Consider the following 23,934-nt stretch of genomic DNA (forward strand, 5'->3'; position numbering starts at 1 on the left):
TCCCTTCTCTCGGTGGTGGGGGGTCGGCTGTTGCGTTTATCCGGTCGCCCTCGCCCGCACCCGCTTGCGCCCCCCACACTGCCCGGGGCGGGCCCCCGCGCCCCCGCGCCCTTCGTTTTCGCAGGCTTCGAAATCAGACCTTTTCGAAGATGCGTGCCTTGGCGACGACGCCAGCGATCGCGCCGCCGATCAGCGGCGCAACGATGAACAGCCAAAGCTGGCTGAGGGCTGCGCCGCCGGTAAACAGCGCCGGGCCGATCGAACGCGCCGGATTGAGCGAGGTGCCGGTCACCGGGATCATTGCGAAGTGCAGTCCGGCCAGCGTCAGGCCGATGACCAGGCCGGCGAACGCCGTCGAGTGCTTCTCGGCGGTGACGCCGAGGATGACGGTGACGAAGGTGAAGGTGCCGATCAGCTCCCACAGGAAGGCCGAACTCGTCCCCCATTTCGCCACGTCCCAGCCATTGGCGCCGAAACCGGTGGTGTGCCCGCCGGTCTGGCCGGAGACGATGATCCACAGCGCCAGCGAGGCCAGAATGGCGCCGATGATCTGCGCGATCCAGTAAGGAATGACATCCTTGGCCGGCAGCCGGCCGGCAAGGAAGACGCCGAGCGTGACGGCAGGGTTGAGATGTGCGCCTGAGATGGGACCCACCGCGTAAGCCGCCGCAATCAGGCCGATGCCGAACGCCAGGCCGATGGCTTCCTGGCCCAGCGGCAAGTCGGCGAGAAAGCCACCCGTCGCCACCGACGCCGTGCCGATAAACACCAATAGAAATGTCCCTAGAACTTCCGCAAGATACGTTTTCATTGCCCTCTCCTCGTATCGATCCGTCGGTCCGCTTTTCCGCGCCGCGAATCATGGCGCAAAGAGTATTCCCAACGCAAAAGCTTGGAAAGCAGAGCAATTGCGCCACAGATCGTGCTTACGGCGGCCAGTTACCAACATTAGAGACCTTGCATATATTTGAGATTTGTTATCGCCGGCGGGCGGACATTTGCCGGCGGGGAAAATCGTCGGCCGCGAGCGGAAGGCCTCGTCGCCGCGAAATTCAAGCGGGGTTCAATCTCGACGCGAAACGCTCTAAGAGCAGGCCGAAAGATACTGTGCTCGATAGATGGAATGACGAATGCGACTGGGCGGACGGCTGGCGGCAGCCATTGAAGTGCTGGACGACATTGGCCGGCGCCACCGGCCGGTGGCCGATGCGCTGAAAGATTGGGGGCTGTCGCATCGCTTTGCGGGCGGCGGCGACCGCGCGGCGATCGGCAACATCGTCTACGACGCGCTGCGCCACAAACGTTCCGCCGGCTGGCTTTTGGGTGAAGACACGCCGCGCGCCATCGGCTTCGGCGCGCTGCTCATCGAATGGGGCCAGACGCCGCAATCGCTCAACGATGCGCTCCAGGGTGACAAGTTCGCGCCGCCGCTGCTCAGCGCCGCCGAGTTGCAGGCGCTGGCCGAGCGCCGGCCTGAAGGCGCGCCGGAGGCGGTGCGGGCGGACGTGCCCGACTGGTGCGCGCCGTTGTTCGAACGAGCCTTTGGCACAGACTGGGTTGCGGAAGGTGCTGCCCTGGCGACCCGCCCGCCGCTCGACATCAGGGTCAATACGCTGCAGTCCGACCGCGCCAAAGTGCTGGCGGAACTCGCCGAAACCGGCGCCAAGGCAGCCGCTATCGCGCCACAAGGCATTCGCATCCCGCCCATCGACGGCGACGGCAGGCACCCGAACGTACAGGCCGAGCCGGCCTTCCAGAAAGGCTGGTTCGAGGTCCAGGACGAAGGCTCGCAGATCGTTGCCGCCCTTGCCGGCGCGCAAGCCGGGATGCAGGTGCTCGATTTCTGCGCCGGCGCCGGCGGCAAGACGCTGGCGCTGTCGGCGACGATGGCCAACAAAGGCCAGGTCTTCGCCCATGATGCCGAAAAGGCGCGGCTGGCGCCGATCTTCGACCGCATCCGCCGTTCGGAAAACCGCAACGTCCAGGTCGTCACCAAGCCGGCCGAGCTCAGCCCCCTCGCAGGCCACATGGACATCGTGCTGGTGGATGCGCCCTGCACCGGCAGCGGCACCTGGCGGCGCCGTCCCGACGCCAAATGGCGGCTGACGCAGAGACAGCTCGATGCCCGCAAGGGCGAGCAGTCGGCGATCCTCGACGCGGCCAAGGCCTATGTCAAACCCGGCGGCCTGCTGGTCTACATCACCTGTTCGGTGTTCGACGAGGAGAATGGCGAGCAGATCGCCGCCTTTCGCGAGCGCCACAAGGGCTTCGTCCCGGTCGATCATCGCGCGCTCTGGGATATCAGCTTCCCCGGTCACGCAGCGGCCGCCCGGATCGGCAAGACAAGCGACATCTCGCTGTCGCCGGCGCTGAGCGGCACCGACGGGTTCTATTTCTGTGCGCTGCGTGGGGCGAATTGACGCTGCGATTGACAGCTGACATAGCGCCAGTTGCAGATGCGCGGCGTCGGCCGCCAGACGGGGTAGAATTCTTGCAAAGATATGTGTCGCTTCTGCTTTTCCTCATTCTGGTGCTCGGCGGAGGCCTGCTGATCGGCTATGCGACGTTGCCGGGTGAATGGTATGCCTCGCTCGCCAAGCCGCCCTTCAACCCGCCCAACTGGGTCTTCGCGCCGGCCTGGACGCTCCTCTATGTGCTGATCGCCGTAGCCGGCTGGCGGACATGGGAGCGGGAACGAGCAGGCGCCGCGATGAAGATCTGGGCCCTCCAGCTTGTTCTGAACTTCGCGTGGTCGCCGACTTTCTTCGGCGCCAAACAGATGGGGCCGGCACTGGTCGTGATCCTGGCTCTTCTCGCCAGCATTGCGCTGTTCATAGCCACGGTGTGGAACCGCGACCGGGTTTCCGGCTGGCTGTTTGCGCCCTATGCCCTATGGGTGGCCTTCGCCACCTTGCTCAATGCGTCGCTGCTCCTGTTGAACTGAGTGCTTTGCTGCAGTGCAGCAAAAGCATTTGCGTGGCGTTCAGGCGTCTGCGATAAGCTTTGCAGATAAATCAGGGCGATGGCCATGGCAGCAAAGATCGTACCCGCACCCGATTATGAGGACCGCGTCAGGGCGTCGTTCGCCCGCCAGCAGGCGATGGCGACCATTGGCGCCGAGCTGACCCTTGTGACGCCGGGCATCATCGAGATCGAAATGCCCTATTCCCAGGCACTGACCCAGCAGCACGGTTTCCTCCATGCCGGGGTGATTTCGACGGCGCTGGACTCGGCCTGCGGCTATGCCGCGTTCTCGCTGATGCCGGAAAATTCCGGCGTGCTGACCATCGAATTCAAGGTCAACCTCCTGGCGCCCGGCCGGGGCGAACGCTTCCTGTTCCGCGGCTCGGTGACCAAACCCGGCCGCACCATCATTGTCGCCGATGGCCAGGCGTACGCCTTTGCCGCCGATGGCGAGGCCAAGCTGATCGCGACCATGACCGGCACGATGATGACGGTGGTTGGCCGTGACGGGATAGCAGGCTGATGGCCAAAATTACGCGAATTGGTGGCAAGGACGTCCTCTTCGTCATGGCGGCGCAGGCCGAGTACGGTCCGCATCTGCAAAAACTGTTCACGCCGCTGATGACAGGCGTCGGCCCGGTAGAGGCAGGTGTGCGGCTCGGCGCCGAACTGTCATGGCTGAAATCCGAGAAGGCGTTGCCCGATCTCGTCGTCTCGCTCGGCTCCGCCGGCAGCCGCACACTGGAGCAGACGGAAATCTACCAGGCGGTCTCGGTCAGCTATCGCGACATCGACGCTTCGCCGCTAGGCTTCGAAAAAGGCGCGACGCCGTTCCTCGACCTGCCGGTGACCCTCCCGCTATCATTCAGGATACCGGGCATTAAAGAAGCCAGCCTGTCGACCGGCGGCGCCATCATCACCGGCGCCGCCTACGACGCCATCGCCGCCGATATGGTCGACATGGAAACCTTCGCCTGCCTGCGCGCCTGCCAGTTGTTCGATGTCCCGCTTATCGGCCTGCGCGGCATTTCAGACGGTGCAGCCGATCTGCGCCACGTTGGCGACTGGACCGAATATCTGCATGTCATCGACGAGAAGCTGGCGGATGCGGTCGCTCGGCTCGAACAGGCCATCGGCTCCGGCACGCTACACAAGGAGCAGCCTGGGCAAGAGCCGGCGCCGCTCTGAAAGTCGGGCTACGCACCCCATTGCGCCGACTCGTTTCTTTCTCTAAAGGCTCGCCATGACGACAGCCAATCATCCCGATACAGTCCTGGCCGACACCGTTCTCATCATCGATTTCGGCAGCCAGTTTACGCAACTCATCGCCCGCCGCATCCGCGAGGCTGGCGTGTTTTCCGAGATCGTGCCGTTCCAATCGGCCGAAGCTGCCTTCAAGCGCATCAATCCGAAAGCCGTGATCCTGTCGGGCGGTCCCGCCTCGACATCGGACATCGGCAGCCCGCGCGCGCCGCAGATCGTCTTCGATGCCGGCGTACCTGTGCTCGGTATCTGCTACGGCCAGATGGCCATGTGCGTGCAGATGGGCGGCGTCGCCGAAAGCTCGAACCATCGCGAATTCGGCCGCGCCTTCGTCGAGATCGAAAAGGACAGCCCGCTGTTCGAGGGCCTGTGGGCGCCAGGCCAGCGCCACCAGGTGTGGATGAGCCATGGCGACCGCGTCATCTCGCTGCCCAAGGGGTTCGAAGTCTTCGGCAAGTCGGAAGGCTCGCCTTTCGCCATCTTCGGCAACGTCGCGCGCAAGATGTACGGCATCATGTTCCACCCGGAAGTTGTGCATACGCCGGATGGCGCCAGGCTGCTGAGAAACTTCGTGCACAACATCGCCGGCATCGAAGGCGACTGGACGATGCGCGCCTATCGCGAGCATGCGGTCGAGACAATTCGCAAACAGGTCGGCAAGGGCAAGGTGATCTGCGCGCTGTCGGGCGGCGTGGATTCATCGGTCGCTGCCTTGCTGATCCACGAAGCGGTAGGCGACCAGCTGACCTGCATTCTTGTCGACCATGGCCTTATGCGCAAGGACGAGGCCGCCGGCGTGGTGGCGATGTTCCGCCAGCACTATAATCTGCCGCTGGTCCTTGTCGACGCGTCGGAAAAATTCATCTCCGCGCTGGAAGGCGAGTCCGACCCCGAGACGAAGCGCAAGACCATCGGCCGGCTGTTCATCGAGGTGTTCGAGGAAGAGGCCAAGAAACTCGGCGGCGCCGATTTCCTGGCCCAGGGTACGCTCTATCCCGACGTCATCGAAAGCGTCTCCTTCACCGGCGGCCCGTCGGTGACCATCAAGTCGCACCACAATGTCGGCGGCCTGCCTGCGCGCATGAACATGCAACTGGTCGAGCCGCTGCGCGAACTGTTCAAGGACGAGGTGAGGGCACTGGGCAAGGAACTCGGCCTGCCCGAAAGTTTTATTGGCCGCCATCCGTTCCCTGGACCAGGCCTTGCCATCCGCTGCCCCGGCGGTATCACCCGCGAGAAGCTCGAAATCCTGCGCGAGGCCGACGCCATCTATCTCGACGAGATCCGCAAGGCCGGCCTCTACGACGCCATCTGGCAGGCTTTCGCCGTGCTGCTTCCGGTGCAGACCGTCGGTGTGATGGGCGACGGCCGCACCTACGAATTCGTCTGCGCGCTGCGCGCCGTGACGTCCGTCGACGGCATGACCGCCGACTTCTACCACTACGACATGGCTTTCCTCGGCGCGGCGGCCACCCGCATCATCAACGAAGTCCGCGGCATCAACCGCGTCGTCTACGACGTGACGTCGAAGCCGCCAGGCACCATCGAGTGGGAATGATTCAGACCTACCCAAACGCCGCCGGAAACACGCCATTGTACGCCACAACCATTTGATAACACGTATAAATCCATTCGGAGACAATTAGCGACAATCGGTGCGGAGATTGGATTTGACGGACCGGCTGACGGACCTTCCGCAAATTGCTAGCTCAGATTTTTCGAAGTACCGTCAGATCCAATGAGGCTCTGACGGTGTTTTTTGATGCCTTAAGGCACTGAAGATAAAACGAATGTTCTGCCGAAGAGCCTCGAAATTGTACTGACGGTACTTTTCAGGAGGTAGCGGGGAATGCTGACGGACGTCGCCCTTAAAGCCCTGAACCAAAAGTGAAAATCTACAAGATTGCTTACCGCGACGGCATGTATGTTCGCGTCATGCCTAGTGGCGCGATCTCCTTTCGGCTGGATTACAGGCTCAACGGACGCCGCGAGACGGTCTGTCTTGGCAGGTATGGACGGGACGGAATCTCACTTGCCCTTGCCCGAGAGAAGTGTCTCGACGCGAAGCGCGCTATTGGCGAGGGACGGTCGCCGGCGATACAAGCGCCGAGTTGTGACACCGATCACCGGCCGACTTCAGCGCCGAATGGCTACCAAACCAAAGCGATGTCCGGGCCGTCAAGGCCTCTTCTATCTCGGCCAAGCCGGCCCGGAGCCCGCATTCAGTCACATCCCTTGAACCTGGGTGCAGAGCTGCTGCATCGAAGCCATTTGAGCAGCCGAGTTCGCGCCCGAACCCGTGCTGGTGCTGGCGGTCGTATCGCCAGCTGTATTCGAGGATCCCGACGTGCCGGTGGTTGTACCCGAACCAGTGCTGTTGCTGGCCGTGGTGTTACTGCCGGTCGAACCAGAGCTGCCTGAAGTGCCGGTGGCTGTGCCAGAGCCGGTGCCGACACTCGCCGTTGTATCACTGCCGGTCGAAGCCGAGCTACCTGACGTGCCGGTCATTGTGCCAGAGCCAGTGCCGTTACTGGCCGTCATTCTCGAGCAGTCGGAGCGAACCTGTGCCTGCTGTTCAGAGCTCAGGGACGACCAGTTCTTGCGGATCTCATCCTGCGACAGAAGTCTTCCCGAATTGGCGTCGCTGAAGAATGAGCCCGAGAGCTTGCTGTCCCAGCCGCTCGGGATACCGCTTTGGCCTGAGCCGGACGTAGAACTCATACCCGACCCGGCCGATGAGCCGGACGTTCCGTTCGTGCCGCTGGATGTTCCCGACGACTGCGCCAAGGCCGCGGTGGCGAGACAGAGAGAGATCGCTGTAGCTGTCAAAATCTTACGTTTCATGTGAGTCTCCTTTGGGGTTCAACGCCGTTGCGGCGTCGAACCCTAATCTCGAGGAAAGGCACTTGTTCCTGTATAGAGTGGAATTCGATGTCATGATCCTTGTGCACCAGCCTTGGTCTCGAATGCGATGCCGGAGCGCTTCAACGACGACTGACGCCTCAGGCGAGAGCTGTCCGCTACTGGGTGTTAGAGGCGATATGCGGAACGCTTCCCGAATAGTTGGGTGCCACCATCGGGTAATTGCGAGGCAGGTTCCATTTGGTTCGGTAATCGTCCGGATTCATGCCCAGTCGGCCAAGGTGCGAACTGCGTCGGGTCTCGGCTAGAGACAGGAGGGTGGCCTTTGCCGCGGCGTATAGCTCGACATGCGGAGCTCGTCTCGACCGCGCACACTCAATATATTTTACGATGACGCCGCCAGATGTCATATGAGCGAATGCCTTTCCGGCGAAATAAATTGCTCCCAGCACGTCGACGCTCAGCACCTTCAGCCAGCCCGCTCTAGTGAATGCCTCAATGGTTAAAGATTATCAGGCCGGCGCGTTGTTGACGATTATTACCAACCTGCCGAACGCGTGAGCGCAAGTCGACAGCACCGTGATAGCGGCCTCCCCGGCGCGCCGCTTGTCGAACCGATGCGCGCCTTCTCGACCTTGCCTCCACCCACGTCGGCTCACCCGTGCACCTTCGGTGCCCAACCGCATGGCGATGGCCAGTCCAATGCCGCTTGCAGCACCGGTTACAATGCAGTCTTGTTATCCAGGCGCATCGGGTTCGACCTCTTTCTGGGGAGCAGCAAGTGGTTCAGTCCAGCCTTCAGCGACCCGATCCACGCTCAGCAGGCTGCGCGCATAATCCTGTTGCGCGCGAACAATGGCATCGTCCTGCTGTGAGGGAAGAAAGACCGGCAAAGCAAGGCAGACACTTTGTGTGGCCAACAGCTTGTTCCAGTTCGCGATCAGCGCCTTGAAAGCGCGCCCCACCGCCCTCGGATTTCGGTCGAGGTCATAGAGGCCGAGCGGATTGATCCGTCCGTTGTTCTCCCGAAGCGCACTGTCCCAGTCCACCTGATCCGTCAGCGAGTACCAGGTGAAGCCTACGATGGGGATGCCATCGTTGCGGATCCGCAGCACGTTGGCCCACTCTTTCCACAGCCAATAGACGGCCTCGTCTCCATTGGGGCCTTCGCTGATGTTGGTCTCCGTATGCATTACGGGAAGCCGGTAACGGTTGAAGTACTGCCGCGTGATCTCGTCATAGCCAAACACCTCGCCGGACCCGGACGTCGTTCCGTCTGCCCAAACCCGATGTTCGTTGGTCTGGTAATAGTCGGTGCCCATCACGCAATGCCTGCGCAGATGGCTCTCCAGGAAGAAACTGTATTCTTCGGCCGTCATCCCGTTTTCGAGAAGATAGCGATAGGTGTGCGCGTCGACGTCATGACCGTAGTTGAGATCAAGCGACAGGAAACGCTCGCTGTTGAACCGTTCCGCTCTGCCGACCGCCTCGGGAGAATCGGCGTGGAAGTATTCCGAGGATTCGCTCTGTATGAAGATGGCGTCCGGCCGCACCTCGAGGATCGCCCGCATGGCAAGCACGTTCGCCTTCACGATGTGCTTGAGGGCGGTGACGAAAGCAGTGTCGCTGCTCAGTTGTTCGTTCCACCATCCCCAGCGAGCCGAAAAGGTGGCGCAGATGAACATCTCATTTATTGGGGTGAAGAGCTGGATCCACGGATAGCGCATCGCGAAATCCCTGGCGTAGTGCTCGAATAGTGTCGGAAAGTCCGGGTTCTGGAAGTTGCCAACCCAGTCCGGCACGCCAAAATGGCAAAGGTCGACGATCGGAAGAATGTCTTTCGCCTTCAGGTCCGCGAAGGTCTCATCGGCGAATGCCCAATCATAACGTCCATCACCCAGCCACGTTTTGTGGATGGGAGGTCCGTAGCGGAGGAAATGCACCCCGAGATCCTGGACCAGTTCGAAGTCGGTGCGCCATCGTTCGTAGAAGCGGCATTTTTCCATTTCGTCGACGCGCTCCCGGCCTTGTCGAATGGTGGGGGTGCTGTTCTCGATGCCGGTGGCAAACATGAACGTGAACATTGATGGTCCTTAGCCAAGGCGGAGATGTCCGCGCTTGGTCAAACGTTCAGTGCTCGACGCAGTTCCTGCAAGACTGCTTGTCAAGTTCGGTGGGCGCCTGACAACCACGTGCCTGCAAGTGCTATTCACAGTCGGTTGACCGTTCGTTGCGAAAGGCAACGGCACATGGCGGAAAAGCCTTCGAACCGGCTTTTTGCCAAAGCCGGAGAATGGCTGGTCGAGAAGGTTCAGCGGCGATTTCTCCAGCCTCACCCGGCCATTCGGAAAGATGGCGCTACGCTCGTGATTGTGAGCAGGGGCCACCCAGGCATAGGCGGGTCGAGATTGGCGGAATTCTATCCCACGGTTCAAGCGAGCAGCTTGCGCCGAATATGATCGGACTATGCTGGACGGAGAGGTCGGCTTCGGGCCAGCCCAGTTGGCGTCAAACGCGCCTTTGCAAGTGAAAGCGGTATGGTAGCTATCCACGTTTGCAAACTGCAAGCGGACATTCCGCTGCCGGCCCCATTTGAGCCATTCACTGGGAGGCAGACCCGCGGTACATCACCAATATTCGAAGCCAATAGTTAGTCTCGTTCATCGTCCTTTGGTTCGACAGACCCATACGAGAGAATACGAGAGATATGGACCGGCGAACCATCCGCTGTATTGATCTCCTGTAGAAAACAGTGACCCTCAGAGACTAACATGATCGTTATTTGTCAATGCGCTACGAAGCTGTTCGCCCAATTGATTCAAGAAGCTGATCCAGCCACTCCCTGACCGCATTTATCTTCTGCCGAACGGCAGCAACGCGCCTGAATCCTGCCTCCGGATCAATGTTCGCGTGCGCAAAAACGGCCGCTCGCGAACATACATTGACAGGTCCAGTTCCGAATAATAAGTTCGGTCATAGAACGAATTAACCGGAGTTCAATGTGACTGACCTGCCGCGCATATCCCGTCAGTTCTCACAGCGCTCCGTGATGGAAGCGATCGTCCAGGGCGGGCCGATCTCCCGCGCCTCGATCGCCAAGCTGACGGGCCTGTCGAAGCAGACCATCTCCGAAATCATGCGCGGGCTCGAGCAGGAGGGCTGGGTCCAGGAAACCGGCCGCACCAGCGGCCATGTCGGGCGCACCGCCGTCACCTACGAACTGGTCCACGACGCAGCCTATATCATCGCCGTCGACCTTGGCGGCACCAAGGTGCGGGTCGCGCTGACCGACCTTGCCTGCCAGATCTTTGCCGAAGCCGCCACACCGACCGACCCGCGCGGCGGCCAGTTCGTCGTCGATCAGATTGCAGCGCTGGCCTTCGATGCCGCGGCCAGACAGCACGTCGCGCGCAAGAAGATACGCCTGGCCGTCATCGGCGCGCCTGGCGCTCCTGACCCGGCCACCGGCCGCATTCTAATGGCGCCGAACATTACCGGCTTCGACACAATGAATGTGCTGGATGCCTTCGAAGAAGCGCTCGGCGTCGCGGTGATGATCGAGAACGACGTCAATCTCGCGGTGCTTGGCGAGAACTGGCTCGGCCAAGGCCAGCGCATCGACAATCTCGCCTACATCGCGCTCGGCACCGGCATCGGCAGCGGGCTGATGCTGGGCGGCCATCTGGTGCGGGGTGCTGGGCACGCCGCCGGCGAGATCGGTTTCATGCCGATCGGGGCCGATCCCTTCACCGAGGAATCACTGCGCACCGGCGCATTCGAACGCGCGGTGGCCACCCACGCCATGACCGATCGCTACCACGCCCTCACCGGCAGGCAGGTCTCGGTGCCGGCAATATTCGAGAATGCCGCGCTTGGCGACAAGGACGCGCTCACCGTGCTCGACGAAACTGCCCGCCATCTGGCGCAAGGCGTTGCGGCAATCGCGGCGATCGCCAATCCAGAAAAGTTTATCCTCGGCGGCTCGATTGGGTTGCGGCCCGAAATCCTGTCCAGGGTGCAGGCGCTTCTGCCGCTATGCTTCCCCTATCCGGTCAGGGTCGAGGCGAGCGAACTCGGCGCACGCGCAGCCCTCATCGGCGCGGCGGCAATCGGCCTTGGCCAGTTGCACAACACGCTGTTCGGCGTCGACGCGCCTGATGGCCGGATTTCGCTGCCGCCTGCCCAGGCCGCCGCCCTGAAGGAGGCCGCGATATGACTCACGATATTACCGCCCGCCTGCAGGCAGCGCTCGACCGCGACGACGCACTAACGCTGTTTCGCCGCGCCATCGGCCGAGAGAGCATCACCGGCAACGAAGCCAACTTCGTCGACTTTCTAGAAGCCAGGATGCGCGACCTTGACCTCAGCGGCCTGACCAGGACGGAATTCCTTCCCGGGCGGCCCAACATCTGGGGCGAGCGCAAGGGGGCCGACCAGGGAAAGCGCCTGCTGTTCATGGGCCATACCGACACCGTCCATGTCGACGGCTGGCGCGAGCATTGGGCAGGCACCGAGCGTGAGGATCCGTTCGCCGCCCCGATCATTGATGGTGCTGTCTGGGGCCGCGGCTCAGGCGACCTCAAGGCCGGCATCACTGCTTCGCTGGCGGCACTCGCGCTACTCGACAAGGCAGGCGTTCGCCTCAAGGGCGACGTCGCCTTCGCTTTCGTCGGCGACGAGGAGAGCGGCCAGCCCGGCACCGGCATTTCCGCCGGGATCAAGCACTTCGTCGGACGCATCGAGACCGGCGAGGTCACAGCACCCGATTTCAGCGTCTATGTCGAGCCGACCCGCCTGGCCGTCTATGCGGCGCAGATCGGCTTCTTCATCACCGATATCTCGATTACCGGCAAATCCGCCTATTTCGGTGTGCCAGAACTCGGCAAGGATGCGCTCCGTGCAAGCCATGCCGCGATGACGGCGCTTTGGAAGCATTCGGATGAGGTCGCCGCGCGCGCCGAGCACAAACTGGTCGGGCGCGGCTTCCTGCTTATCACCGGGCTTGCCGGCGGCGGCTACATTGCCATCCCCGAGCGCTGCACGCTCTCGCTGATCCGTAAGCTGTTGCCTGGCGAAGACCTCGACACCGCCGCCGCCGAGATCGAGGCTGCCGTGCGCGGCGCGATCACCGATCCGGATATTTCGGTAGAGTTCGCCTACCCCGCCGGCCGCGACCACAGGCTGGGCGGCACCGCTGCCGAGATCGGCGAAACGCGGGCGGAAGTCGCCATGCTGTCCGACGCGATGGCCGGCGCAATGAGCGGACGCGGCGTCATCGAGGGCGCACCGTTCTGGTCGGAGTCCCCCTTCTTCATCAATCAGCTCGGTATTCCTGCCGTCTATTGCGCGCCCGGCGACATCAGGAATTGCCACACATTCGAGGAGCACGTCGATGTCGAGGAATTTTTCGCCGGCATAGTCGGCTTCGCCGCCTTCATGGCCCGCTACTGCGGCGTGGCCGACTGAACCACCAACGAAGCAAATGGGAGAACTGACATGCCTATGAAGACACTGATCGCCGCCGCCTTTGCCGGCGGATTGATCCTTACCGCCAACCCAGCTTTCGCACAGACGGTCGGCCCGCAGGGCGAGAGCGCCACGCCAAGTGCCGACGTGATCCTAAGCGATGCCGACATCGCCGCGCTCAAGGACAAGGGCTACAAGGCCGCCTTGCTCTGGCACACCTCGTCCGATTTCACCAATGCGGTAACCGCCGGCGCCACCGACGAATTCGCCCGCGCCGGCATCACCATTGCGGTCAAAACGGATGCCCAGTTCGACTCCGCCCGCCAGCGCAGCGACATCGAGACGGCGTTGGCCGCCAAGCCCAACGTCATCTTGGCCCTGCCGCTCGACCCGGTCACCTCGGCAGAAGCCTTCCGCCAGGCGGTCAAGGACGGCACCAAGCTGGTGTTCCTGTCCAACTTGCCCAAGGGCTACAAGCAGGGCACCGATTACGCTTCGATCGTGACTGACGATCTATTCCAGATGGGCAAGCAGGCTGCGGACGCGATGGCCAAGGCGATCGGCGGCAAGGGCAAGGTCGGCTACATTTTCCACGACGCTGCCTACTATGTCACCAACCAGCGCGACCAAGCCTTCAAGACCACCATCGAGAAGGTCTATCCCGACATCAAGATCGTCGCCGAACAGGGCATATCCGACCCGGCCCGCGCCGAGGAACTGGCCAACGCGATGCTTTTGCAACATCCCGATCTCGACGGCATCTACGTAACCTGGGCCGAGCCGGCCGACGGCGTGCTGTCGGCGCTACGCGGCGCCGGCAACGCCAGGACCAAGATCGTCACGCTCGACCTCGCCGAGCCGGTCGCGCTCGACATGGTCAAGGGCGGCAATGTCGCAGCCCTCGTCGCCGACAAGGCCTATGAACTCGGCCGCGCCATGGCTGCTTCCGGCATGAAGTCGCTGCTTGGCCAGCCGACACCGGCCTTCGTCGTCGCCCCGGCCCTGACCGTCACCAAGGAGAATGTCGCGCAGGGCTGGAAGGACTCGCTCAACCGCGACGCGCCGCAGCCGGTGCTCGACGCGGCCAAGTAAGGCTCTCGCTCCGGCGCGGCCCGCCGCACCGGAGCTTTTCTTCGACACAACAAAAGGGAACCGGGACATGCGCAAAGCATCTGTAATCATAACGACAGTGGCGAGCCTGCTAGCCATGCACGCCTTCGCCGCTGAAGGCGTCACCACAGGACCGAATGGTGAAAAGCCGGTGCCGGCGAGCAGTCTTACGCTGACGCCAGCCGAAGAGCAGCAGATCAAGGACGGCAAGTTCACCGCCGCCCTCGTCTGGCACGAGATGAGCGAATACACCAACGCCGTCAACGCCGGCGCCCATGACGAATTCAATCGCCTCGGCATCGAGGTGGTGGCGCAGACCGATGCCGGTTTCGACGCCGCGCGACAGAAGGCCGATATCGAGACGGTGATGGCCAAAAAGCCGTCGATCATCCTGTCGCTTCCCGTCGATCCGGCGACCGCAGCTTCGGTCTACGATCCGGCACGCCAGGCCGGCGTCAAGCTCGGCTTCGTCGACAATTCCCCGGCCGGCTACAAGCAGGGCAGGGACTATGTCACCATCGTCTCCGACGATCTCTTTCAGATGGGCAACAAGGCCGGCATCGCCATGGCCGAGGCGCTCGGCAAGAAAGGCAAGATCGGCTACATCTTCCACGATGCCGACTTCTACGTCACCAACCAGCGCGACCAGGCCTTCAAGAAGACCATCGAGCAGGACTATCCCGATATGAAGATCGAGGCCGAGGCCGGCATGGCCGACCCGGCGCGCAGCGAAGACATCGCCCAGGCGATGATCACCCAGCATCCGGACCTGGACGGCATCTATGTCACCTGGGCCGAACCGGCGCTGAGCGTGCTTTCGGCCTTGCGCGGCGCCGGCAACACGCACACCAAGATTGTCACGCTCGACCTCAACGAGCCTGCCGCGCTCGACATGGTCAAGGGCGGCAACATCGCGGCCCTCGTCGCCGACGAGGCCTACAGCATCGGCGTGACGCTGGCGCGCGCCTCGGCAGGTTCGCTGGTCGGCAAGAAGGCCGAACCATTCTATGCCGTAGATTCCATCGCCGTCACCAAGGACACGGTGAAGGACGGTTGGAAGAAGTCCCTCAACAGGGACGTACCGGCGGCCATCGCGGACGCGATGAAATAGGCTCGAGGCGAAGCGCTCACCACCGGAGGGATAAATGTCCAGTGCCAACACCAGTGCCGGTGGCAGCCCCGCCAGCCGCTTCAACCTGCAGCAATACGTCGTCTACCTCGGTTTCCTGGCGATCTTCCTGTTCTTCGCCATTGTGCTGAGGGACAGCGGCTTCCTCACCGTCCGAAACTTATCGAACATCGTGTTGCAGACGACGCCGGTGACGATCATGGCCATCGGCCTGGTCTTCGTCATGTCGGCCGGCGAAATAGATTTGTCGATCGGCTCGATCGTGGCGGTGGCGGCCCTTGCAGCCGCCGTCACCATCAACGCGTACGGCATGCCGGCAGGGATAGTCGCCGGCCTCGGCGCCGGCCTGCTGATCGGCGTCATCAACGGCGTGCTGGTGGCGTATGTCAGGCTGCCCTCCTTCCTGGTGACGCTGGCGACGCTCGGCCTGTTCGCCGGCGTTTCGCGTTCGATGACAGACCTTCGCTCGATCTCGGTGACCAACGAAGCGTTCACCTGCTTCTTCGGTTCCGGCTCGCTGCTCGGTGTCCCCTCACTCGTCTGGTGGTCGGTGATTGCCGTGGCCATCGGCCACCTGGTGTTCCGCGAGACCCGTTTCGGCGCGCATGTGCTGGCGACCGGCGACAATGCCCGCGCCGCAAGCGTATCGGGCATCAGCGTGCCCAGGATCAGGCTCGCCGTGCTGACCATCAGCGGCGGGCTCGCCGGTCTTGCCGGCCTGCTCTATGCCGGTCGCCTGCAGGCGGCGAAATATACTCTCGGCGAAACGGATCTGATGACGGTCATCGCCGCCGTCATCGTCGGCGGCACGCTGCTCAATGGCGGCAAGGGCTCCGTGGTCGGCGCGCTGGTCGGCTCGTTGATGATGGGCATGCTCAACAACGGCCTGATCCTGATGGGCCTGTCGGTCTCCGACCAGATGATCGTGCGCGGCCTCATCATCCTGACCGCAGTCGCCGTGTCGCTGCGCGAAAAGAACCGCTGAAGGAAGCCATCCATGTTTCTCGACATTTTGCGCCGCCGCAATCCCGCCTTCATCGAATCAGCTATCCGGTTGCACCAACAAGGTAAGCTGCCGGCCAATGCTTATGTGCTCGATCTCGACACGGTTGAGGCCAATGCGCGGGTTCTCAAGAGCGAGGCCAACCGCAACGGCCTGAAGATCTTCGCCATGACCAAGCAGGTCGGCCGCTCCTCGTCGTTCTGCCGGGCTGTGATGCGCGGCGGCATTGACCGCGCGGTCGCCGTCGACATGGCTTGCGCCCGCGCCACCCACAAGGCAGGCATGAAGCTTGGCCATCTCGGCCATCTCCAGCAGGTCGCAAAATTCGAAGCGGCGGCTGCGGCGAAAACCTTCAAGCCGGACTACTGGACCGTGTTCAACGATACCAAGGCTGGGGAAGCGGCAACAGGCGCCAAGGCGGCCGGCTATGTGCAGGATCTGCTGGCCCGCATCGCCGCCGAAGGCGATATCTTCTATCGCGGCCATGAAGGCGGTTTCAATGCCGCCGACATTAACGATGTCGCCGACCGGCTGGATGCCGTCGAAGGCGGCCGTTTCGCCGGCATCACCACTTTCCCTGCTCTGCTGTTCGACCATGCTTCGCGGAAAGTGCTGCCGACCCCCAATCTGGCGACGCTCGCGAAAGCTGCGGAAGCGTTGGCCAAGGCAGGCCGCAAGGACATTGAGATCAACGCGCCGGGCACCACGTCGAGTGTCATGCTGGCGGCACTCGCCGAGGCTGGCGCGACGCAGTGCGAGCCCGGCAATGGACTGCATGGCACCACCGCGCTGCATGTCATGGAAGATTTGCCGGAGCTGCCGGCGGTGCTCTATCTCACCGAGGTCTCGCATCTCTCCGGCGGCAAGGCCTATTGCCTTGGCGGCGGCTTCTACATCGATCCGATCTTCCCCGACTACGACGTCAAGGCGATCGTCTCGGCTGAACCGACGACGGCAGGCTCGGCACTGCGCAGCGTCGAGGTGCCGCCGCCCTCTGCGATCGACTATTACGCCATGATCGATGCCGCCGGCGCGAACGCGCCGAAGCCTGGCGACAGCGCCGTGTTCGGCTTCCGTGGCCAGGCCTTCGTCACCCGCGCCCATATTGTCGGCGTGTCGGGCATTTCGACGGACAATCCGAAAGTGGAAACCATCGAGAACGGCTTCGGTGAACCCTATGCCTGGCCAGTCTAGGAGAAACACATGACGGTGAGCGCGCCCATCCTTCAGCTGCACGACATTCGCAAGAATTTCGGCGGCATCACCGCGATCGAGAGTTTTTCGCTCGAGGTTTTCCCGGGCGAGATCGTTGCACTCGTCGGCGACAACGGCGCCGGAAAGTCGACGCTGGTCAAGATCGTCTCGGGCGTCCACCCGCCCTCGTCCGGCACCATCGTCATCGAAGGAAAACCGGTGACGATGTCGAATGCCACCATGGGGCGCGCGCACGGCATCGAGGTCGTCTACCAGGACCTGGCGCTGGCCGACCAGCAGACGGTCTACATGAACATGTTCCTCGGCCGCGAGCCGCTGAACCGCCTCGGTTTGCTCGACCGCCGCCGCATGATCGACGAGACCGAGAAACTGGTGAAGGAACTGGACGTGCGCATCCCCTCCGCCCACGCCACTATCCGCGATCTCTCCGGCGGCCAGCGCCAGGGCGTTGCGATCGCGCGCGCCACGCATTGGGCAAGCAAGCTGATCCTGCTGGATGAGCCGACGGCGGCGCTGGGCGTTGCCGAAACCGCCCGGGTGGAGGCTATCGTCCAGTCGCTGAAGCAGCGCAATGTCGGCATCCTGATCATCAGCCACAGCCTCGACCAGGTCTTCAAGCTCTCCGACCGCATCTGTGTTCTCAGGCGTGGCAAGCAGATTGGAATTCGCGAGACCGCGAAGACCGATAAGAACGAGATCGTTGCCATGATCACCGGCCTGCAGCAGCAATAGCAGGAACCTCTCTGAGAGCCCCCGCCCGAGATCCGGATGTTGTCGGCAATCACGCGATCGATCAGCTTGTGCCGCGTGGTGATCGCCATCGGCCCGTCCTGGTCGTAGCTGCCTTGCCACTCCGGATGCGGCGCCAGCAGCGCTGGCACATACATCGTGTCGGCCGAAATCATGCGCTGTTCCTTGCCGTAGTTTGCGAGGTAGACCGAGTGGCCGGGCGTGTGGCCGGCGCAGCGATGATCTGGAAGCCGGGCGCGACTTCGGCGCCGTCATGGATGCTGCTGGAACTGCTGCGTCTGGTGAAGCTGCCTGCATCGCCTGAATTTCTCCAGGCGTATCCGCACCAGCTTTCTGGCGGCCAACAGCAGCGCGTTGGCATCGCTATCCCAGTCTCGATTTGATAGGACCTATGCAATGTATGGCGGCGCCGACATCACCGTGCCGCCCGGCGGCGTCAAGCTGTCCGGTTTCGGTCGCGACAAGTCGCTGCATGCGCTGGACAGATACACCGTCTCAAAACAGCCTGGATTTCTCTGGGCTGCCCGTTTCTCGCTAAGCGCTGCCGAGGATGAAATCGGCGCACCGATCGGCGATCATGATCACCGGCGCGTTGGTGTTGCCGCTGATGAGACGCGGCATGATCGAGGCGTCGCAGATGCGTAGGCGCGGCACGCCGCGCACGCGCAATTGCGGGTCGACCACCGCCTGGTCATCGGTGCCCATCCGGCAGGTGCCGCAGGGGTGATAAACCGTCTTGGCGTGTTCGAGGATGTGGTCTGTTATGGACTGATCGGAAAGGTCGGCGGCCCCGCCCGGCGACAGCTCCTCGGCGATCACCGCCTGCAGGGCCGGTTGACGCAGGATGGTGCGGGCGATCTTCATGCCGGCGAGCAGCAGGGCAACACGCAAGATGCGACGGCAGGCTTTCCCTACGAAACCCGCTTCGAGGATCTGGAATATCTCACCACCGGTCGCACCGATCTGGTTTCGGTTCTTACCAACAATGCCTACCTCCATTCCCATTCCTCATTCTTTTGTCTTCCTGCTTGTCCTGGCGGCGGTGATGTTGGTCGTTCTGCACCGTACCGCCTTCGGACTATACCTCTACGCCGTCGGCAAAAATGAAGAGGCCGCGCGGTTTTCGGGAATCCGTACCGGCCGGGTTATCATCTGCGCCTATGTGATCTGCGCCGGGCTGACGGCGCTGTCATCCATCTTTCTCGCAATGTACACACGCTCGATCCTGCCAAGCTCGCACGCCAATTTCTACGAGCTCTACGCGATCGCCGCCGCCGTCCTTGGAGGGTTCTCGTTGCGGGGCGGGGAAGGCTCAATCATTGGTGTGGTGCTCGGAACGATCTTGCTGCAGGTGCTTCAAAACCATGTCAATCTTCTAGGCATTCCCTCCTCACTCAACTTTGCCGTGAGTGGATCGGTGATCCTGATCGGGGTACTGGCCGACCAGGAATACGCAGAGTTCCGAAAGCGCCGCGAATTGATGCGGGGCCGGCTCGCGGCCGCCGAAGGTAGCGCTGCGATGCCCGAGCCGGTGAAATAGATGTTCGCGGCAGTTGCGATCGCCGACCGGTTGGCTGCTTGCGCCCGGGGGGCAGCCGAAGGCCGGGATCTAAAACGCCGCAATATTGCCTCTCGAGCGGCTCCTGCTTCAAAGGCAGTCGCCGTAATGTCGATGCAGTCGGCTCATGATGTGCCGAGTTTCGATCTCGCATGGTGATGTAACTTATGCGATCAGCCCGTACTGCCGTGCCTTGTTGCGCAAGAACGGCAGACCGTTGCCCATCACAACCGCTTCACTCTCGGCCACCGGACGCCACACGCTGAGGCCAAACGCCAGACGCGGATCCATGTTGATGAAGCTCTCCATCGCGAGCCCGCCCTTGAAGCCGATCGCGGCCAGCGTTGCGAACGTCTCATCCCAATTGCAATTGCCCTCGCCCGGGGTGCCGCGATCAGACTCGGAGAGGTGGATATATTTGAGGTAATCGCGGGCGGTGATAATGCCGTTGCCCATGCCCTTTTCCTCGATATTCATGTGGTAGGTATCAAGGTGCACGAACATATTGTCGGCGCCGACTCTCTCGATTAGTGCCACCGCCTGAGCCGCGGTGTTGATGATGTGGTTCTCGTAACGGTTCACGGCTTCGACACCGAGTTCGACGCCGCGAGACTTGGCTTGCGCGGCGGCGGACGTCATCACTTTCGCAATGTTATCAAGTTCGTCCTGGGTAGGTGGCACGCCAGTACGCTCGCCGATGCCGCCATAGATTACGCCGCACAGCGCCTGGGCTCCGATGTCGGCCGTCTTGTCGATAGCAACCTTGAGAAAGTCAATCGCCTCCTGTGGGTGGCGCGATGCCCACGCATATTCGGGCAACCCTAGCGAGCACACCGCCTGCATGCCATTTGCCGCCAGCAGCTTGCGGGTGTGATCGGCATCGCAAGAAAATGGATCGGCCAGCGAAATTTCAATGAAATCGAGATCGTATTTTTTCACCGCCGCTACAGTGTGCTCGGCGCCCTCTACGGACCAACCACTCGTCCACATGCTCGTATGAACGCCAAAACCCTTCATCGTGTTATCCTCATGAAATTGAGCTGCCCGGCAGCCCACCGCAAGATCATGACGCCGATCAGCATGATGCCCCAAATGGCTGTGGCCAGGTGCTGGCTGGCGCCCAAGAGATTCAGTCCCGAAGAAAGCAACTGCAAAACGATGAGGGCTAGGAAGACCGAAACGACCTTGCCGAAGCCGCCAAACGGATTCACCCCGCCCAAAAAGCAGGCAAGCACCGTAATCAGCACATAGGACTCGCCATGGCCGACACGGACGGAATTGAATCGTGCCATCATGATGATGCCGGCCAACGCACACATGGCGCCAGACAGCGCGTAGATCAGAATGATCACGCGTCGCGTCGAGATGCCGGAATAGCGCGTCGCCTCGATGTTGGAGCCGACCATATAGTTTGAAAAGCCAAGCCTGGTTCGGGTCATCAAAACATGCCAGACGATGACTGCGCCGAGCAGTATCAGCAGCGGGACAGGAATGCCGACGATGCTGCCGTGGCCCAGGGGCTGGATGAATTCGGGAAAGCCCGAAATATCGGCGCCGCGGGTCAGAAACTCGCCAAGGCCGCGCAGGAAAATCATCACCGAGAGCGAAACGAGGATGGGGTGCGCGCCGGTATAGGCTATCACCGGGCCCATGACCAAGCCGCTTGCCGTGCCAACGCCGACCGCAAGAACGGAACCGAGTAGAAAGGCATAGATGCTTGCGTCCGGTCCTCCGTTGGCCTGAAGAACCCAGGCGAGCGTGAGGCCACAGAGATTGGCCGTGAACGTCACGGCGAGATTGATGCCGCCCGAGATGATCGGCATCAACATCGCGAGCGTAAGCAGTCCAAGTTCAGGCAACTGGAAGGCCACCGATTCAAAGGTAGCTTTGGACAGGAATCGCGGCGAGAGAGATCCGAAGAATGCAATCACCAAAATCAATGCCAGCAAAAGTCCGATATTCTCGGCGCCCAACGTGCCGGCAAGACGGCGCAAGAATCCGTGCCGTAGCGCTCCAGTTTCGAGCACGCGCTGCGTCATGTACCCATCCTCTGCCGCAAGCCCGCGAGGATATGCCCGAGCGGCGCGTTGGACAGCGTGATGGCAATCAAGATGATCGCCCCGACGATCATCTTGAAAGCATAGGGAGAGATGCCGAGGAGGTTCAGCCCGTTTTGCGTCACCGACACAAGAAACACGCCAAGGATGCAACCGAGCACGGTGCCGCGCCCGCCACCCAGCCTGGCACCGCCAAGGACAACAGCTGCCAGCACGTCCAGCTCGCGCCCCACCAATGCGTTGGGCACGACTTCCTGGGAATAGTGCACCTGCACAAGTCCCGCGATCCCGGCCATCAAACCAAGCCAGCCGAAGGCAATGAAGTGCATCGCCGCGATGTTGATACCGAGGCGACGGGCGCCCTCCGGGTTATCGCCAAAAGCGTATAGCTGCCGTCCCGTGGTGGTATACCGGATAAGCCCCCAGGTGGCGGCGACGCAGACCGCCATGATCGCAACCGGCAGTGTTAGCTCGGCCCAATTGCCATTCGCCTGTTGGAACTCGAAAAGCACAGTGCGATGCGTCCACCATGCAGGCAGATTGTAGATCGATACACCGTGCGTGAAGAACATCAGAAGGCCGAAAAAAATATTGAAGGTGGCGATGGTGACAACGATTGAAATGATCTGGAAATAGTAGATGAGGCCGGCGTTCACCGCACCCAGGGCGATCCCGACAATTGCCGCCAAGGTGAGGCCGATGAACCAATCACCACCTCCCATTTGGGCTAGAGCCAGCGCCACAACGTATTGAACCACTGACGCGGCCACAGCGAAGGAGATGTCGATGCCCCCAGCGATCAACACCACCAGCAGCCCAACCGCGAAGATCAGATTTGTCGAGCTTGTGTTGAGCAGATTGAAGAGATTGGCAATGGTGAAGAATTTGTCGCTCGCAACGGAGAGACCTGCGCTCATGATGAGAAGAACCACAACGAGCCATGTCTCGGTGGGATGAGCCCGGAAGAGCTTGCCGCGGTTACGCATAGACGGCAGCTTCCAGGTCGCCGAGCGGGATGGCGTGCGGATCGTATTCGGCGACTATCTTGCCCGCAGCCATATGAAGGATACGATCGGCGTTGAAATAGACCTCCGGCACTTCATCGGATATCAGCAGAATCGCCAGGCCTTCGGCAGCGAGCTTGGCGACAATCTCGAAGATGCCGGCCCGCGCGCCAACGTCCACCCCCACGGTTGGCGAATCAAGAATGATCAGTTTCAGGCCGACCGCCAGCCATTTGGCGATGGCCACCCTTTGCTGGTTGCCGCCCGAGAGCGTGGAAATCGCATCGGTCTGCCGCCCGACTTTTATCGCCAATTCCTCGATCCAATGATTGACGAGCGCGTCCTTCTTCTCCGAGGAGATCAGCCCTCGATCAAGGATCTTGTCGAGCACCGGGATAACGGCGTTGTCGGCGATGGACTGAGCTTGTATGAGACCAAGGGACAAGCGGTCTTCGGAGAGATATCCAATACCCGCGCGGATTGCGTCGCGGTTGGAGTTCAGATGAAGAACCGTCCCGTTGAGTGCGATGCTGCCGCGGTCTGGGCGCAGCATGCCGAAAATAGAAAGCGCGAGTTCTGTGCGACCGGCGCCGAGTAGCCCGGTCAGGCCAAGCGTTTCACCTCGCCGTATTGTCAGCGAAACGTCGTCATAGTCGCCTGCGCGGGTCAATCGATCGATCTTCAACACGACGGGTGATCCACTAAGGTTTCTCGTGCTCACGGTTTGGTCGAACGTCTTGCCGGTCATCAGTTCGGTGAGGCGTGATTGGGTCATTCCGGCGGTCGGGAACACCCCAACGACCTTACCGTCGCGCAGAACGGTGACGCGACTTGAGATCTCCAGAACTTCCGCAAGGCGATGGCTGACGAAGACGATGGCCATGCCTTCATTCGAGAGTGTTCGAACGATCGCGAGCAACCGGTCTGTTTCCGATTGAGTAAGCGACGATGTGGGCTCGTCCATGAAAATAACCTTCGCATCGCCGGCGAGCGCCCGGGCGATGGCGACGATCTGACGTTGGGCGATTGCAAAGCTACGCAGAGGCGCGTCGACATCGAGGTCGGCGCCAAGCCGCGCCAACAGCCCTCGCGCCACCTCGCGAATGCGCGAATGATCGACGAGCCGAGGCATGTTGCCGAGGACAGTTCTGATCCCGATATTTTCCGCGACTGTCATTTCAGGAAACAGTGCGAGGTCCTGCCAGATGACTTCCACCCCGGCGCTGCGCGCCGCAGCCGGCGACATGATGTCGACAGACTTTCCGGCGATCGATATGTTTGCGCCGGCTAGCGGCTGACAAACGCCGGTGATTACCTTGATCAGGGTGCTCTTGCCGCTGCCGTTCTCACCGGCGATGCATTGCACTTCACCCGGGAGAACCTCGAAGGCGACATCCTGGAGGGCTCTAACGCCACCAAATGTGACGCTTATGTTGCTAAACGACAGAACCGATGGGAGGTCCTGCGTCGTAGACGCGACGAGGTTCACGGCGGGCCCTTCTGAAATGACAAGGATGGGGCGTGCCGGGATTGATTTGCCACCCCGGCACGCC

The 23,934-nt window shown here is 61.8% G+C and carries 23 protein-coding genes and 3 pseudogenes; 16 read left to right on the forward strand and 10 right to left on the reverse strand.

Annotated elements, in window-relative coordinates; all coding sequences use genetic code 11:
• Positions 1 to 133: 133 nt before the first annotated feature.
• Complete coding sequence (locus NKI06_RS11515) at positions 134 to 811, reverse strand: MIP family channel protein (RefSeq protein ID WP_352596972.1); 678 nt, start codon at positions 809 to 811, stop codon at positions 134 to 136.
• Positions 812 to 1,130: 319 nt separating this feature from the next.
• Between NKI06_RS11515 and NKI06_RS11520 the strand changes: the two genes are divergently transcribed.
• From NKI06_RS11520 to NKI06_RS11550, 7 genes and pseudogenes are all read left to right on the forward strand, one after another.
• Positions 1,131 to 2,420: an RsmB/NOP family class I SAM-dependent RNA methyltransferase gene (locus NKI06_RS11520; protein ID WP_352985337.1), complete on the forward strand. Its 1,290-nt coding sequence runs from the start codon at positions 1,131 to 1,133 to the stop codon at positions 2,418 to 2,420.
• A gap of 71 nt (positions 2,421 to 2,491) precedes the next feature.
• Entirely contained in the window at positions 2,492 to 2,944 is a 453-nt protein-coding gene (locus NKI06_RS11525) for a TspO/MBR family protein (RefSeq protein ID WP_352985338.1), read from the forward strand.
• 84 nt (positions 2,945 to 3,028) lie between these two features.
• Positions 3,029 to 3,487, forward strand: a complete 459-nt coding sequence (locus tag NKI06_RS11530; RefSeq protein WP_023701303.1) for a PaaI family thioesterase — start codon at positions 3,029 to 3,031, stop codon at positions 3,485 to 3,487.
• Positions 3,487 to 4,152, forward strand: coding sequence for a 5'-methylthioadenosine/S-adenosylhomocysteine nucleosidase (locus NKI06_RS11535; protein ID WP_352985340.1), 666 nt, complete (start codon positions 3,487 to 3,489; stop codon positions 4,150 to 4,152). Before NKI06_RS11530 ends, NKI06_RS11535 begins: the two co-directional genes overlap by 1 nt.
• A gap of 55 nt (positions 4,153 to 4,207) precedes the next feature.
• Positions 4,208 to 5,785, forward strand: coding sequence for a glutamine-hydrolyzing GMP synthase (guaA, locus tag NKI06_RS11540; RefSeq protein ID WP_352985341.1), 1,578 nt, complete (start codon positions 4,208 to 4,210; stop codon positions 5,783 to 5,785).
• Positions 5,786 to 6,076: 291 nt separating this feature from the next.
• Positions 6,077 to 6,330 (forward strand): annotated as a pseudogene (locus NKI06_RS11545) (Arm DNA-binding domain-containing protein); the annotation flags it as partial.
• A gap of 196 nt (positions 6,331 to 6,526) precedes the next feature.
• Positions 6,527 to 7,075: a hypothetical protein gene (locus NKI06_RS11550; protein WP_023738284.1), complete on the forward strand. Its 549-nt coding sequence runs from the start codon at positions 6,527 to 6,529 to the stop codon at positions 7,073 to 7,075.
• Between the two features lie 172 nt (positions 7,076 to 7,247).
• Here the strand turns inward: NKI06_RS11550 and NKI06_RS30895 are convergent, their stop codons facing one another.
• Genes NKI06_RS30895 through NKI06_RS11570 form a run of 3 tightly spaced genes read right to left on the reverse strand, consistent with a single transcriptional unit; the run spans position 7,248 to position 9,173 of the window.
• Positions 7,248 to 7,589 (reverse strand): SDR family oxidoreductase, encoded by a 342-nt coding sequence (locus NKI06_RS30895; RefSeq protein ID WP_502900588.1) that lies wholly within the window; start codon positions 7,587 to 7,589, stop codon positions 7,248 to 7,250.
• Positions 7,590 to 7,601: 12 nt separating this feature from the next.
• Complete coding sequence (locus NKI06_RS11565) at positions 7,602 to 7,817, reverse strand: hypothetical protein (RefSeq protein WP_502900589.1); 216 nt, start codon at positions 7,815 to 7,817, stop codon at positions 7,602 to 7,604.
• Between the two features lie 9 nt (positions 7,818 to 7,826).
• Positions 7,827 to 9,173 carry a family 1 glycosylhydrolase gene (locus tag NKI06_RS11570; protein WP_023738285.1) on the reverse strand — a complete coding sequence of 449 codons (1,347 nt, stop codon included), beginning with the start codon at positions 9,171 to 9,173 and terminating at the stop codon, positions 7,827 to 7,829.
• A gap of 917 nt (positions 9,174 to 10,090) precedes the next feature.
• Here NKI06_RS11570 and NKI06_RS11575 point away from each other — a divergent pair.
• From NKI06_RS11575 to NKI06_RS11605, 7 genes are all read left to right on the forward strand, one after another.
• On the forward strand, positions 10,091 to 11,305 hold the full coding sequence (locus NKI06_RS11575) for an ROK family transcriptional regulator (protein WP_352985344.1): 1,215 nt from the start codon (positions 10,091 to 10,093) through the stop codon (positions 11,303 to 11,305).
• The gene (locus NKI06_RS11580; protein ID WP_352985346.1) at positions 11,302 to 12,555 is read left to right on the forward strand and encodes a M20 family metallopeptidase; all 1,254 of its coding nucleotides are present in this window, start codon (positions 11,302 to 11,304) and stop codon (positions 12,553 to 12,555) included. Before NKI06_RS11575 ends, NKI06_RS11580 begins: the two co-directional genes overlap by 4 nt.
• Positions 12,556 to 12,585: 30 nt before the next feature.
• Positions 12,586 to 13,647, forward strand: a complete 1,062-nt coding sequence (locus NKI06_RS11585; protein WP_352825565.1) for a substrate-binding domain-containing protein — start codon at positions 12,586 to 12,588, stop codon at positions 13,645 to 13,647.
• A gap of 67 nt (positions 13,648 to 13,714) precedes the next feature.
• A complete protein-coding gene (locus tag NKI06_RS11590; RefSeq protein ID WP_352985347.1) occupies positions 13,715 to 14,776 on the forward strand; it encodes a substrate-binding domain-containing protein in 1,062 nt (353 codons plus the stop codon).
• A gap of 34 nt (positions 14,777 to 14,810) precedes the next feature.
• The gene (locus NKI06_RS11595; RefSeq protein WP_352985349.1) at positions 14,811 to 15,779 is read left to right on the forward strand and encodes an ABC transporter permease; all 969 of its coding nucleotides are present in this window, start codon (positions 14,811 to 14,813) and stop codon (positions 15,777 to 15,779) included.
• Between the two features lie 12 nt (positions 15,780 to 15,791).
• Positions 15,792 to 16,991 (forward strand): alanine racemase, encoded by a 1,200-nt coding sequence (locus NKI06_RS11600; RefSeq protein ID WP_352985351.1) that lies wholly within the window; start codon positions 15,792 to 15,794, stop codon positions 16,989 to 16,991.
• Positions 16,992 to 17,000: 9 nt separating this feature from the next.
• Entirely contained in the window at positions 17,001 to 17,744 is a 744-nt protein-coding gene (locus NKI06_RS11605) for an ATP-binding cassette domain-containing protein (RefSeq protein ID WP_023740509.1), read from the forward strand.
• A 23-nt stretch (positions 17,745 to 17,767) separates the two neighbouring features.
• Here the strand turns inward: NKI06_RS11605 and NKI06_RS11610 are convergent.
• Positions 17,768 to 18,021: pseudogene (locus tag NKI06_RS11610) on the reverse strand (MBL fold metallo-hydrolase); the annotation flags it as partial.
• Between NKI06_RS11610 and NKI06_RS11615 the strand changes: the two are divergent.
• The gene (locus tag NKI06_RS11615; protein ID WP_023715648.1) at positions 17,981 to 18,145 is read left to right on the forward strand and encodes a hypothetical protein; all 165 of its coding nucleotides are present in this window, start codon (positions 17,981 to 17,983) and stop codon (positions 18,143 to 18,145) included. The pseudogene NKI06_RS11610 and the gene NKI06_RS11615 overlap by 41 nt on opposite strands.
• A gap of 151 nt (positions 18,146 to 18,296) precedes the next feature.
• Here the strand turns inward: NKI06_RS11615 and NKI06_RS11620 are convergent, their stop codons facing one another.
• Positions 18,297 to 18,626 carry a GMC oxidoreductase gene (locus NKI06_RS11620; RefSeq protein ID WP_023692322.1) on the reverse strand — a complete coding sequence of 110 codons (330 nt, stop codon included), beginning with the start codon at positions 18,624 to 18,626 and terminating at the stop codon, positions 18,297 to 18,299.
• On the opposite strand from NKI06_RS11620, the pseudogene NKI06_RS11625 reads away from it, so the two are divergent.
• Positions 18,621 to 19,302, forward strand: a pseudogene (locus NKI06_RS11625) (ABC transporter permease); the annotation flags it as partial. The gene NKI06_RS11620 and the pseudogene NKI06_RS11625 overlap by 6 nt on opposite strands.
• 183 nt (positions 19,303 to 19,485) lie before the next feature.
• Here NKI06_RS11625 and NKI06_RS11630 read toward each other — a convergent pair.
• The 4 genes from NKI06_RS11630 to NKI06_RS11645 are packed head-to-tail and all read right to left on the reverse strand — an operon-like array spanning position 19,486 to position 23,870.
• Positions 19,486 to 20,337: a sugar phosphate isomerase/epimerase family protein gene (locus NKI06_RS11630; protein ID WP_023681804.1), complete on the reverse strand. Its 852-nt coding sequence runs from the start codon at positions 20,335 to 20,337 to the stop codon at positions 19,486 to 19,488.
• On the reverse strand, positions 20,334 to 21,359 hold the full coding sequence (locus NKI06_RS11635; protein WP_023667740.1) for an ABC transporter permease: 1,026 nt from the start codon (positions 21,357 to 21,359) through the stop codon (positions 20,334 to 20,336). The genes NKI06_RS11630 and NKI06_RS11635 overlap by 4 nt, the downstream gene beginning before the upstream one ends.
• Complete coding sequence (locus NKI06_RS11640) at positions 21,356 to 22,363, reverse strand: ABC transporter permease (protein WP_023667741.1); 1,008 nt, start codon at positions 22,361 to 22,363, stop codon at positions 21,356 to 21,358. Before NKI06_RS11640 ends, NKI06_RS11635 begins: the two co-directional genes overlap by 4 nt.
• Positions 22,356 to 23,870 (reverse strand): sugar ABC transporter ATP-binding protein, encoded by a 1,515-nt coding sequence (locus tag NKI06_RS11645; RefSeq protein WP_023740512.1) that lies wholly within the window; start codon positions 23,868 to 23,870, stop codon positions 22,356 to 22,358. The genes NKI06_RS11640 and NKI06_RS11645 overlap by 8 nt, the downstream gene beginning before the upstream one ends.
• Positions 23,871 to 23,934: the final 64 nt, after the last annotated feature.

Source organism: Mesorhizobium sp. M0772, from assembly GCF_040320135.1.
GTDB lineage: Bacteria > Pseudomonadota > Alphaproteobacteria > Rhizobiales > Rhizobiaceae > Mesorhizobium.